Below are 12,220 nucleotides of genomic sequence, written 5' to 3'. Positions count from 1 at the left end.
CAACCCCCCAAGGAGCTATACCCCTTCATGGTCAGCATGTTGTCGATCCTTCCCCCCGCGAGCCAGCCGGACGGCGTCAGCATTCCGGGCATCGTGATCAGCCTGGGCATTGGCGTGGCTGTCTGGCTGGTGGCCACGTTCGTCATTTCCCGCATTACCAAGCGGGTCGCGGCAGGAAGCAACTTCTTCAAGAAGCCCAGGTTCAAATGGGTGGCACCGGCGCTCCGGGCCCTGGACCATGAACGCCGCGTGCAGCGCGCCGAGACCATCGGCTCGCTGCTGAGCAGCGTGGTGGGCGTCCTGGTGGTGATCATCACCGGCATGTACGTGCTGCAGAACCTTGACATCAACATCGCCCCGCTGCTCACCAGCGTCGGTATTCTGGGTGTCGCGATCGGCTTCGGCGCCCAGCAGCTGATCCGCGACTTCCTGGCCGGGATCTTCATCACCATTGAGGACCAGTACGGGATCGGCGATGTCATCGAGACCAGCGAAGTGGTGGGCGTGGTGGAATCCATGGGCCTGCGCATCACCCGCGTCCGCTCCGACGACGGCGCCATCTGGTACCTGCGCAACGGCGAGATCCTGCGTGTGGGCAACCGCTCGCAGGGCAACTATGTGCCGCTGCATGAGGGACCCGACGGCACCACGGACCAGGGATCCGCCCACGGCCCGGAAACGACGAAGACCAACCAGCAGGCCGGAGAGTAGCCATGACCATCCCCATCGAACCGCAGCGGCCCAAGCAGCTGATGCAGAACGACCCTTTCAGCCAGCCCGGCTACACGGACAGCTTTTATGACGCCGTGGGCGGCCATGAGACGTTCGTGAAGCTCATTGACGTCTTTTACGACGGCGTCGCCACAGACCCGCTGCTGCGGCCGATGTACCCGGAAGAGGACCTGGGGCCGGCCAAACGGCGGTTCCTGATGTTCCTGGAACAGTACTGGGGCGGACCCACCACGTACGGTGAAGAGCGCGGCCACCCCCGCCTGCGCATGCGCCACATGCCGTTCAAGGTGACGCCGGAGGCGAAGGACCGCTGGCTGTTCCACATGCGCGCCGCCGTGGACGCCCTGGAGCTGCCCGCGCTGTACGAGGGAACGCTGTGGGACTACATGGAACGGGCAGCCCTGTCCATGATCAACAGCCCGTCCGGAGACTGAAGCGCCGGGCCTTCCGCGTGGCCCGGAAGTCCGGCTTTCGTGCCGTATTTGTCCTGCGCGTTTTTCATTTGTCCTGCGCGTTTTTCCGCGCCGCCGTCCCGTGGTGTGCTGCTATAGCAGGCCGCTGCCGGTCCGGGCGAGGACGTGCCCGCGGGGACCAGTGAGCCGGAACCAGCGTCCGGCGCGGTAGAGCTTTTGGTCGCCGTCGCCCAGGAATCCCAGCGCAAGGGCAGCGAAGGCCGCGCCCAGTGGCAAACCGGTGCTGTCCAGTTCCCGGCCCCAGACGGCAGCACGTGCATTGTTCACGATCAGGGCGCCCGGCTTTTCCGGAACGATCCCCGCCACCTCTGCGATGCCCGCTTCAGCCGCCGTCCGCACGGCGGCGTCGTCCAGGGAACCCACCAGCTCCCATCCGCCCCGGGGGGCGCCCACGCCCGTCCAGGATTCGGTGACGGTGGTGGGCGGAACCGGCAGTTCAACGTCGTCCGCGCCCGCGCGTGCCAGCCGGTCCAGGACCGCTGAGAGCTGGACGGTGACGTCCGTGCCCGACGGTTCGGCGAGGGCCATGGTGCGCAGGCCGAGGATGGTGGGGGTCGATTCGCCCAGCAGCCGGGGCCGCAGCACGCACACGTACGCGGCCAGGACGGAACCGGCGGCCTGAAGCCGGATCGCGCCGTCCTCAATGGCTTTGGCACGGGTGGCGAAGGTCTTCAGGTCGGCCAAATCCCGGGGATCGGCGAAACGGAAGGACGAAGTGAGAAGATCAGACACACCAAGAACACTACCGGCTGTGTCCCGGTTGAGTGGTGCAGGGGCGCCGTCTAGAGTCGGACCATGACTGAAGCCGACGCCGGAATCCTGGCGCCCCCCGCCGGAGACCCCACCTCCTCGTTGATCGAACTGCTTGACCTTGGCCAACTTGAGGGCGCCCGGACCGACGAGGATATCTTCCTCGGTCCTTCCCAGCAGCAGCCCCACCACCGCGTCTTCGGCGGGCAGGTGCTGGCACAGTCACTGGTCGCCGCCACGAGGACAGTGGACCCTGGACGCTTTGTCCACTCCATGCACGGCTACTTCCTGCGGCCGGGCGATGCGAACCAGCCCATCACGTTCGGCGTCCAGCGCCTCCGCGACGGCCGGTCCTTTTCCGCCCGGCGCGTCCATGCCTACCAGGACGGGGTGCCCATCCTGTCCATGATCGCCTCGTTCCAAGGAGTGGACGAAGGGATCGACCACTCCTCCACCATGCCCGCAGGAATGCCGGACCCCGAGTCGCTGCCCAGCACGGCCGACCTTCTGGGAAAATTCGACCATCCCGTGGCGCGGCACTGGGCCTACGAGCGACCCTTCGACATCCGGCACGTTGACCCGGCGCTGTACGTCTCGGCCAGCGGGCCAAGGGAGGCGCGCAACGCGGTGTGGATGAAGACCTTCGGCCCCATGCCTGACGACGCCAACCTGCACCGCGCTGCCCTGGCATACGCGAGCGATTACACGCTGCTGGAATCCATCCTCCGCCGGCACGGCCTGAGCTGGATCACCCCGGGGATGAGTGTGGCGAGCCTGGACCACGCCATGTGGTGGCACCGGCCGCCCCGCGTGGACGAGTGGCTGCTGTACGTCCAGGAGTCCCCCAGCGCGCAGGGTGCCCGCGGACTGGCCACGGGCAGGATCTTCAACCGGGACGGGCAGCATGTTGCCTCCGTGGCGCAGGAGGGCATGATCCGCGTTCCCGGCGCCGCGCCGTCCAGCTAACCCTTCTTTCCGGGCATGCGGCAGGCCGGCACCCGAGGGGTGCCGGCCTGTCGTTGTTTCCTTGCTGCCGCCGCCGGGTAACCGGCGCGGCCCGACCCCTAGTCCCGGGTCAGGCGGCGGTGGGTGACCCGGTGCGGCTTGGCGGCGTCGGGGCCCAGGCGGTCCACCTTGTTCTCCTCGTAGGATTCGAAGTTGCCTTCGAACCAATACCACTTGGAGGGGTTTTCCTCATCACCTTCGTAGGCCAGGATGTGCGTGGCCACCCGGTCCAGGAACCAGCGGTCGTGCGAGACCACCACGGCGCAGCCGGGGAACTCGAGCAGCGCATTCTCCAGGCTGCTGAGCGTTTCGACGTCGAGGTCGTTGGTGGGCTCGTCAAGGAGCAGGAGGTTTCCGCCCTGCTTGAGAGTCAAGGCGAGGTTCAGGCGGTTGCGCTCACCACCGGAGAGCACGCCGGCCTTCTTCTGCTGGTCCGGGCCCTTGAAACCGAACGCTGCCACGTACGCACGGGACGGCATTTCGACATTGCCCACCTGGATGAAGTCGAGCCCGTCGGAAACGACCTCCCACAGGGTCTTGTTGGGGTCGATGCCGCCGCGGCTCTGGTCCGCGTAGGAGATCTTGACGGAGTCACCGATCTTCAGCTCGCCGCCGTCGAGCGGCTCCAGGCCCACGATGGTCTTGAAGAGTGTGGACTTGCCCACGCCGTTGGGACCGATAACGCCGACGATGCCGTTGCGCGGCAGGCTGAAGGAGAGCCCGTCGATGAGGACGCGGTCGTCGAAGCCCTTCTGGAGGTTCTTTGCCTCCAGGACCAGGCCACCCAGGCGGGGTCCCGGCGGGATCTGGATCTCCTCGAAGTCCAGCTTGCGGGTGCGGTCCGCTTCGGCGGCCATCTCCTCGTAGCGGGCCAGGCGGGCCTTGGACTTGGTCTGGCGGCCCTTGGCGTTGGAGCGGACCCATTCGAGTTCCTCAGCGAGGCGCTTGGCCTGCTTGGCGTCCTTCTTGCCCTGGATCTCAAGGCGGGCGCGCTTCTTCTCCAGGTAGGTGGAGTAGTTGCCTTCGTACGGGTACAGGTGACCGCGGTCCACTTCAGCAATCCACTCGGCCACGTGGTCCAGGAAGTAGCGGTCGTGGGTGACGGCGAGGACGGCACCGGGGTAGCTGGAGAGGTGCTGTTCGAGCCACAGAACGCTCTCGGCGTCCAGGTGGTTGGTGGGCTCATCGAGGAGCAGCAGGTCCGGCTTCTGCAGGAGAAGCTTGCACAGCGCCACGCGGCGGCGTTCACCACCGGAAAGGTTGGTCACGTCGGCATCGGCCGGCGGGCAGCGGAGGGCGTCCATAGCCTGCTCCAGCTGGGAATCAAGGTCCCAGGCGTCTGCGGCGTCGATGGCCTCCTGCAGCTTGCCCATTTCCTCGAGGAGCGTGTCATAGTCAGCATCGGGGCTGGCCATTTCCTCGGAGATCTCGTTGAAGCGCTGGATCTTGCCGTAGATCTCACCGACACCCTCCTGGACGTTGCCCAGGACGGTCTTTTCCTCGTTGAGGGGCGGCTCCTGGAGCAGGATGCCCACGCTGTAGCCGGGGCTGAGCCTGGCTTCACCATTGGAGGGCGTATCCAGCCCGGCCATGATCTTCAGGATGGTGGACTTACCGGCACCGTTCGGGCCCACAACACCAATCTTGGCGCCCGGGAAGAAGGACATGCTTACGTCATCAAGAATGAGTTTTTCGCCAACGGCCTTACGGGCCTTGGTCATTGTGTAGATAAATTCCGCCATGGTCTCAAATCTAGTGGGTTGGCGGGCAGATCTCACATTTGCAGCGGGAAAGTCCGTGCGGTCAGGAGCCCACGAAGCACTTGCCGCTCGCCAGGACGGGAAGGACCGTGACGGTCACTGCACCTTCGCGCACCTGGCCGATGACGCAGTCCTTGCCTTGGCGGACGGCTGCTTCGATGGCGTCCGCCTCCAAGCCTGTGGGTGTACGGCTCTGCGAAACCTGGAGCGCGCCGGGGTCGATGCCTGCTCCGGCGAGCGCCTCGCCCACTTGGGCAGTGGCAGGCTTTGGGCTTCCGGCCGCCAGCCTGGTGAGCGCGTCGGTGACTGTCCGCTTCATCGCTTCCGTGGCCGCGGCATCTGCCGCTGAAGGACCGGCAGAGGTGTCCGCGGGTGACCCGCCGCTGCGCCCTTCGCCTGGCGCCGCTGAACGCGAAGCCTGGGCCCGGTCCTGGGCCGTCGCCGCCTCCGTGGCCGCCGCCGGCGTCGAAGCCTTTCCGCCGTTGCCCTCCATGGCGGGTTGGTCCGCGGAAGGACCGGGAACACACCCTGACAAGAGGGCTGCCAGGACGGCGCATGCGAGCGCTGCACCGGCCCGGTTGTTGTGCCAGTGGTGAGGGGTGTGACGCATGAGGTCATTCTGCCATGGCCACACGGGACCCCTGGCCGGTTGGGTGGACGGCCCGGCCTCACGGAGGGCTGCGACACGGGGCGGCCGGAATTGGCGGGCGGACGGGAATTGGCGGGCGGACGGAAGACGGCCGGGGGGTGCCGCCGTTCCGCCCGCCGCGTTTGAGGGGGAACGCCGATGCTGCTGTTTCGTGGACTTTGTTTCCTGGATGTCCGCGCTTGCTGGGCCCGGCGTTTCCTGAACGTCCGCGTTTCCTGAACTTCGGCGTTTCCTGGACGTCCGCGCTTGCTGGACTCCTGCGTCTCAGGGCTTCGGTGTTTCCTAAACTTCGGCGAGCTCGCCCGTTTCGAGGTCAAGGGAGGCGAGGCCGCCGTCGTTGTCCTCGATAACCACCGCAGGATGGCCCTCGTCGTCGGGATGTTCGTCATCCCTGTCCTCCGGCTCGTCCGGGAACTGCTCAGCGCCGGGCTGGATGTCCGCAGACGCAGATGATTGTTCAACGAGCGAAAGAACGGGCTTCGATGCCGTCCGGATGAAGTTGGCCGACCCAAAAGTGAGGTCATGCCCCACGGCGTCGGCGTCAATAATGGTGGAGTGGTACACACGTCCGTCCTTCTCCCAGGTGCGGATCTTCAGCTTGCCAACCACGATGACCGGCTGGCCTTTCCTGATGCTGCAGCCCATGGTTCCCGCGAGCTGGCGGTATCCCTGGACCGTGAACCAGTTGGTGTGCCCGTCCGACCAGGTCTTGGATTCACGGTCGAAGCGGCGGGAGGTGGAGCCGAGGCGGAAAGAGGCCGTGGCCACTCCCCCCGGCGTGGTGGAACTCGTTATCTCGGTGGCCACAAAACCCCGGATGGTGATCGTTTCGCTCATCTCTTCGTCCTGTCTCAATGGTGGCGCCCTTAGCAGGCACGACCAGCATGGCGCTGGCTGGCTGCGGACAGGAGGCACGGATTGGCCTATGTGGATAAAGGGCGTTTCCTGCACCTGTGTGGAGGGGAAGTGGCTCCTTGATGACACCGCCGGCAGCCCGGGCAATGTAGACTTTTTGAGGCGCCGGCCTGCAGGCCGGAAACCGATGCCTCAGTAGCTCAGGGGATAGAGCAGCGGCCTTCTAATCCGCCGGTCGGGGGTTCGATTCCCTCCTGGGGCACCTCACTACGGACGCCCCGGTCTCTGGACCGGGGCGTCGTCCGTCCAGGGCTAGGCATGGAGCCGGTGCGGCGCCTCAACAAGTGAGCGGATGACGCTGCCCGCAGCACCCAGCAGAGCGCCCGACTCACCCACGGCCGACACGGTGACCTGCTCCGGGGTGTACTTGCCGGGCGCGTATTTCTGCAGGCTTTCCAGCAACGGTTGGCGCAGCCAGGGTTCGAGGACCGCAAAGTGTCCGCCCAGGACCACCGAGTGGATATTGACCACCCTCGCCGTGGACGCCAGTGCTATGCCAAGGGCCCGGCCCGCACGCCTGACGGCGGACAGCGCCTTGGTTTCCCCGGCCTCCAGCGCCTGCCGGAGGGCGGACATGCCGGCAGAACGTGATGCGCCTTCCAGGGCCAGACCGGCGGCGGCGAAGATGGCATCCTGCCCGGCGATGGTTTCCAGGCAGCCCGTGCCTCCGCACGAACAGCGGCCGCCGTCGGGGTCCACCACGATATGTCCCACTTCTCCGGCATGTCCTTCCGGGCCAGTGAACAGCTCGGACCCAATGACGATCCCGCCACCGACACCAACTTCACCCGACACAAAGAGGAAGTCGGAGGCGCCGTCCGGCCGGTGGCGAAGTTCAGCCAGTGCTGCAGCATTGGCCTCGTTGAAGAGCGCGACGCCCAAGGGAGTTTCGGGCAGCAGGGCATCGAGGTCGAGGTCTGCGTCCACCCAGCCCAGGTTGGGAGCTGTGAGAACCCGCCCCGCGGCAGGCTCTACGAGTCCCGGCACCGCCAGTCCACCACCGAGCACCTCCACCCCCTGCTCCCCCGCCGTACTGCGCACCCGGCCGGCCAGGGCTGCCAGGGCTGCCAGCACGGGGGCATCTGCGCTGTTGCGGTTATCGCGCTCCCTCACCTCGCGGATGACGACATTTCCGGCCAGGTCCACCGCGGCTGCCGAGATGTAGTCCACGTTGACTTCCATCCCCATGACTGCGCGGCCGGGGTTCAGCTCCAGCCCGACACCGGGCCGCCCGCGCCCCTGCGGGTTCAGGCCTACCTCGCGGATGATTCCGGCGGCCAGGAGATCGAGCACAAGGCTGGAGACGGAGGCTTTGGTCAATCCGGTGGCGGCCGCTATCTGGGCCCGGCTGGGACAGGTGCCGGGGGGAAACTCGGCAATGGCGCCGAGGACCAGGGCAAGATTGCTGCGCCGGACATCCCCCACGCTTCCAGGGGCTGCTCCTCCGGGTCCCGCCACTGCGGGTGCCGGCATCACCATCACAAGCTCCTCGGTTCAACGCTGCGTCAATTTTTCCGGCTGTCGCAAGCTGGACTATTGACCCCACCCTACGTCCCCTCATAAAGTTCAGGCAATGAACTAAAGCTTCGCAACCCTGCGGAGCGACCGATCGCAAGGACGCATCATGACTCTCTCCCCTAGCCCTGCAGACAAGTTCACCTTCGGCCTGTGGACCGTCGGCTGGACCGGTGCCGACCCATTCGGCGTTGCCACCCGCTCCCCCCTTGACCCGGTTGAAGCAGTGCACAAGCTCAGCGAGCTCGGCGCCTACGGCATCACCTTCCATGACAATGACCTGGTTCCCTTCGACGCGAGCGCCTCTGAGCGGGACCTGATCCTGAAGAACTTCCGTGCGGCCCTGGCCGAAACCGGGTTGAAGGTTCCGATGGTCACCACCAACCTGTTCAGCCACCCGGTGTTCAAGGACGGCGGCTTCACCTCCAACGACCGTTCCATCCGCCGCTTCGCCCTGTCCAAGGTCCTGCGCAACATCGATCTGGCTGCCGAGCTCGGCGCCGAAACATTCGTCATGTGGGGCGGCCGCGAAGGCAGTGAATACGACGGCTCCAAGGACCTCGCCGCCGCCCTCGACAGGATGAAGGAAGGCGTGGACACGGCTGCGGGCTACATCAAGGAGAAGGGCTACAACCTCCGCATCGCCCTCGAACCCAAGCCGAACGAACCCCGTGGCGACATCTTCCTCCCCACCGTCGGCCACGGCCTGGCGTTCATCGCCCAGCTGGAGCACGGCGACATCGTGGGCCTGAACCCCGAGACCGGGCACGAGCAGATGGCGGGCCTGAACTTCACCCACGGGATCGCGCAGGCCCTGTGGGCCGGCAAGCTCTTCCACATCGACCTCAACGGCCAGCGCGGCATCAAGTACGACCAGGACCTCGTCTTCGGCCACGGCGACCTCACCAGCGCCTTCTTCACCGTGGACCTGCTCGAGAACGGCTTTCCCGGCGGCGGCCCCAAGTACGACGGCCCCCGCCACTTCGACTACAAGCCCTCCCGCACCGACGGCTACGACGGCGTCTGGGAATCCGCCAAGTCCAACATGGCCATGTACCTTCTCCTCAAGGAACGCGCCCTCGCCTTCCGCGCCGACCCGCAGGTCCAGGAAGCCCTGGCCGCCTCCGGCGTCTTCGAACTCGGCGAGCCCACCCTCGCCGCCGGTGAGAGCACCGCGGACCTGCTCGCAGACGCCGCGGCCTTTGAGGATTTCGACGCCGACAAGGCCGCCGAGCGGTCCTTCGCGTTCGTCCGCCTCAACCAGCTCGCCATCGAGCACCTCCTGGGCGCCCGCTAAGCCATGGCCCTGGTCGCAGGAATCGACAGCTCCACCCAGTCCTGCAAGGTGGTGGTCCGTGACGCGGACACCGGAGCACTGGTCCGCCACGGCAGGTCGTCCCACCCCGAAGGCAGCGAGGTCCACCCGGACCACTGGTGGACTGCGCTGCAGAAGGCCATTGCCGAAGCCGGTGGCCTGGACGACGTCAGCGCCGTTTCCGTTGGCGGGCAGCAGCACGGCATGGTGTGCCTGGACAGCGACGGAGACGTCATCCGGCCGGCGCTGCTGTGGAACGACACCCGCAGCGCCGGCGCGGCCGCCGAGCTTGTCACGACAGCCGGCGGCGGCGATCCCGCCGCCGGCGCGCAGTACTGGGCCGACGCAACCGGAACCGTCCCGGTGGCTTCCCTGACACTGACCAAGCTCCGCTGGCTCGCGGAGAACGAACCGGACAACGCCGCAAAAGTGGCCGCCGTCTGCCTTCCCCATGACTGGCTGACCTGGCGGCTCGCCGGCTACGGCCCTGGCAGCGGAGCTGAGGGACTGGCCGCCCTCGCCACCGACCGCTCCGACGCATCAGGCACGGGGTACTACTCCACCGCGCAGGGACATTACTTGCCGGATGTCCTGGCCGCGTCCCTGGGCCATGTTCCGGCCCTCCCGCGGGTCCTCGGTCCGCTGGAGGCAGCCGGCAGGACCCCGGGCGGCGCACTGCTGGCCGCAGGTGCCGGGGACAATGCCGCGGCTGCCCTGGGTGCAGGGGCGGCGCTCGGGGACGTCGTCATGTCGCTGGGTACGTCCGGCACCGTTTTCGCCGTCTCCAGCAGGCCGGCGGCGGACCCGTCCGGCCTCGTTGCCGGATTCGCAGATGCAGCCGGACACTATCTGCCGCTGGTGTGCACCCTCAATGCCACCCGGATTTTTGACGCAACGGCAGCCCTGCTGGACGTGGACCTGCCCACGTTCAATGAGCTTGCGCTGTCGGCCGGGCACGGCGCCGGAGGACTGACCCTGGTCCCCTATTTCGACGGTGAGCGCACCCCCAACCTGCCGGACGCCACCGGCTCGCTGCACGGCATCACGCGCGCCAACTACACGCCGTCGAACCTGGCCCGGGCCGCCGTCGAGGGTGTGGTCTGTTCGCTGGCCGACGGCCTCGCGGCACTGCAGGAGCAAGGGGTGGAAGCGCGGCGCATCCTCCTCGTTGGCGGTGGAGCGCAATCCACGGCGGTGCAGGCCGCCGCGGCGCGGCTTCTTGGAACCACGGTCTGCGTTCCCCGGCCCGGTGAATACGTCGCGGACGGTGCGGCGCGCCAAGCCGCCGCGGCCCTCACGGGACGATTCCCGGACTGGACGCTGGACGCCGTCGAACTTTCCCCCGGTACGGACGACGGCGGCGTGCTGGCAAGGTACCGCCGGTTCGCCTCGCTGTACACCTAGGAAAGCACCATGCAGAAGGTCCGGACCGCTGGTGAACTGCTCCCCGAAAGTTGGACTGAAAAATCAGTTCTGACTTTCGGGGAGCAGTTTTATGCATGGAAGAAGTTCGTTGTCCGAGGAACAGCGCGAGGCCGCGGTGGCGCTGTTTGAGATCGGGTGGGGCTCCAGAGCTGTAGCAACCAGGCTCGGGGTGCGTCGGAAGCCGATCCTCCGGTTACACGACAGATGGCGCGTTCGTGGGGATACTGCTCTTGTGACCAAACCAGGCAACCGCGTGTATTCATTCGAGCTCAAGCTCAACGCCGTGCAGCGATATATCTCCGGCGAGACCAGGGTCGCACTGGCCAAAGAGCTCGAACTATCCTCGCCACACCTGATAGCCGTGTGGGCAATGCAGTACCGGGCTCAGGGCGAGGAAGGCCTCCGTCCGAAACCTAAAGGCCGCCCAAGGAAGAACCCAGATACCCCGCCGCAGCAGGAACCGGAGCTGCAGCGGCTGCGACGTGAGAACGAACGCCTGCGTGCAGAGGTTGCTTTCCTGGGAAAAGTAAACGCCTTGAGGGGCAGGGAGCAGCGCTAAAGGTTCGCGCTGTCATCGCTCTCAAGGCTGAGCACCGATTAGAGGTTCTGCTGGACGTGGCCGGGTTAGCCCGGTCCACGTTCTTCTACCACCAAGCCAAACTCAATGGCCCCGATCCACGGGCGTCCCTGAAGGCCGCTGTCACTGACATTTTTACGAAGAACCACGGCCGGTACGGGCATCGCCGGATCCATATTGAACTGTTGAAGCAAGGATGGACGGTCGCTAAGAAGACGGTTCTGAAGCTGATGCGTTCCCTCCGGCTGGTCTGCAAGGTCCGAAGCAGGAAGCGATACAACTCCTACCAGGGCGAGCAAGGCATCGTGGCCCCGAACCTGCTGAAACGCCAGTTCGACGCGGACGCCCCAAACCAGAAGTGGGTGACCGATGTGACCGAGTTCAGCGTCGGCGACAGGAAGCTCTACCTCTCACCGATCATGGACCTGTTCGACCGGCAGATCATCTCCTACGCCATTGGGACCTCGCCCAACCTGGAACTGACCAACTCCTCATTGCGCGGCGCCTTGGCCACGCTGGAGAACGGGCAGAAACCCCTCGTCCACTCAGACCAAGGGTTCCAGTATCAGCACAACTCTTGGCGCACACTCTTGGCGAACGCCGGCGCCGTCCAATCGATGTCACGCAAAGCCAACTGCTACGACAACGCCGTCATGGAGAACTTCTTCGGACACCTGAAGGAAGAGCTCTTCCACCGCGTCCGGTTCCTCAACACCGACGCACTCGCATCAGCGCTGCACGCATACATCAGCTGGTACAACACCGAAAGAATTTCCACCAAGCTCAAGGGCTTGAGCCCGGTACAGTACCGTGCTCAGATGCTTGCGGCTTAGGTCCCAATTAGAAGCACAGCTGGACTAGGGTCCCCCCATTAGACCGCAGCCAAACGCGCCCTTGCCTGTCTGCACGACGATAAAAACTCTGGCTTCGGCAGAAGGCTCCTGAGCAAATATCTCGCCCCCTCCGGCTGTCCTACCTTGAGAGGTTAGGGCGGATACATCGTGTTCGGCGGGCTGTGGGTTGGGACCACAGTTATATTCGCGGTCGGCAAACTGCACTCTGGACGGAACTTCCTTGGGCGACAGGACCCAGTCCGATGTCTGT

12 protein-coding genes and 1 tRNA gene are annotated in these 12,220 nt (G+C 65.8%); 8 read left to right on the top strand and 5 right to left on the bottom strand.

Annotated elements, in window-relative coordinates; genetic code table 11:
- The first annotated feature begins 27 nt into the window (after positions 1–27).
- The gene (locus tag AC2JAJ_RS16580; RefSeq protein ID WP_221385821.1) at positions 28–711 is read left to right on the top strand and encodes a mechanosensitive ion channel family protein; all 684 of its coding nucleotides are present in this window, start codon (positions 28–30) and stop codon (positions 709–711) included.
- Positions 712–713: 2 nt separating this feature from the next.
- Positions 714–1,166 (top strand): globin, encoded by a 453-nt coding sequence (locus AC2JAJ_RS16575; RefSeq protein WP_473697031.1) that lies wholly within the window; start codon positions 714–716, stop codon positions 1,164–1,166.
- 111 nt (positions 1,167–1,277) lie between these two features.
- Here AC2JAJ_RS16575 and AC2JAJ_RS16570 read toward each other — a convergent pair whose 3' ends face one another.
- Positions 1,278–1,937 (bottom strand): DUF8185 domain-containing protein, encoded by a 660-nt coding sequence (locus AC2JAJ_RS16570; protein WP_221385820.1) that lies wholly within the window; start codon positions 1,935–1,937, stop codon positions 1,278–1,280.
- 63 nt (positions 1,938–2,000) lie between these two features.
- Here AC2JAJ_RS16570 and AC2JAJ_RS16565 point away from each other — a divergent pair, with 63 nt between their 5' ends.
- The gene (locus tag AC2JAJ_RS16565; RefSeq protein WP_486415144.1) at positions 2,001–2,921 is read left to right on the top strand and encodes an acyl-CoA thioesterase; all 921 of its coding nucleotides are present in this window, start codon (positions 2,001–2,003) and stop codon (positions 2,919–2,921) included.
- Positions 2,922–3,019: 98 nt separating this feature from the next.
- On the opposite strand, the gene ettA is transcribed toward AC2JAJ_RS16565, so the two are convergent.
- From ettA to AC2JAJ_RS16550, 3 genes are all read right to left on the bottom strand, one after another.
- Entirely contained in the window at positions 3,020–4,702 is a 1,683-nt protein-coding gene (gene ettA, locus AC2JAJ_RS16560; protein WP_221385818.1) for an energy-dependent translational throttle protein EttA, read from the bottom strand.
- Between the two features lie 61 nt (positions 4,703–4,763).
- The gene (locus AC2JAJ_RS16555; RefSeq protein ID WP_221385817.1) at positions 4,764–5,330 is read right to left on the bottom strand and encodes a DUF6993 domain-containing protein; all 567 of its coding nucleotides are present in this window, start codon (positions 5,328–5,330) and stop codon (positions 4,764–4,766) included.
- A 321-nt stretch (positions 5,331–5,651) separates the two neighbouring features.
- Complete coding sequence (locus tag AC2JAJ_RS16550) at positions 5,652–6,206, bottom strand: single-stranded DNA-binding protein (RefSeq protein ID WP_486415145.1); 555 nt, start codon at positions 6,204–6,206, stop codon at positions 5,652–5,654.
- 207 nt (positions 6,207–6,413) lie between these two features.
- On the opposite strand from AC2JAJ_RS16550, the gene AC2JAJ_RS16545 reads away from it, so the two are divergent.
- Positions 6,414–6,486, top strand: a tRNA-Arg gene (locus tag AC2JAJ_RS16545).
- Positions 6,487–6,536: 50 nt separating this feature from the next.
- Here the strand turns inward: AC2JAJ_RS16545 and AC2JAJ_RS16540 are convergent.
- Positions 6,537–7,763: an ROK family transcriptional regulator gene (locus AC2JAJ_RS16540; RefSeq protein WP_486415146.1), complete on the bottom strand. Its 1,227-nt coding sequence runs from the start codon at positions 7,761–7,763 to the stop codon at positions 6,537–6,539.
- Positions 7,764–7,908: 145 nt separating this feature from the next.
- Here AC2JAJ_RS16540 and xylA point away from each other — a divergent pair, with 145 nt between their 5' ends.
- The 4 genes from xylA (at position 7,909) to AC2JAJ_RS16520 (ending at position 11,949) form a co-directional block, all read left to right on the top strand.
- A complete protein-coding gene (gene xylA, locus AC2JAJ_RS16535; protein ID WP_473697029.1) occupies positions 7,909–9,096 on the top strand; it encodes a xylose isomerase in 1,188 nt (395 codons plus the stop codon).
- 3 nt (positions 9,097–9,099) lie between these two features.
- Positions 9,100–10,518 carry a xylulokinase gene (gene xylB / locus AC2JAJ_RS16530; RefSeq protein WP_473697028.1) on the top strand — a complete coding sequence of 473 codons (1,419 nt, stop codon included), beginning with the start codon at positions 9,100–9,102 and terminating at the stop codon, positions 10,516–10,518.
- Positions 10,519–10,627: 109 nt separating this feature from the next.
- Complete coding sequence (locus tag AC2JAJ_RS16525; RefSeq protein ID WP_364275310.1) at positions 10,628–11,098, top strand: helix-turn-helix domain-containing protein; 471 nt, start codon at positions 10,628–10,630, stop codon at positions 11,096–11,098.
- 14 nt (positions 11,099–11,112) lie between these two features.
- Entirely contained in the window at positions 11,113–11,949 is an 837-nt protein-coding gene (locus AC2JAJ_RS16520) for an IS3 family transposase (RefSeq protein ID WP_479775556.1), read from the top strand.
- Positions 11,950–12,220 lie beyond the last annotated feature (271 nt).

The sequence above is a fragment of the Arthrobacter sp. MOO21 genome, assembly GCF_057369995.2.
The sequence above is the reverse complement of the archived record's forward strand: the minus strand, read 5'-3'. Positions and strand labels throughout refer to the sequence as shown.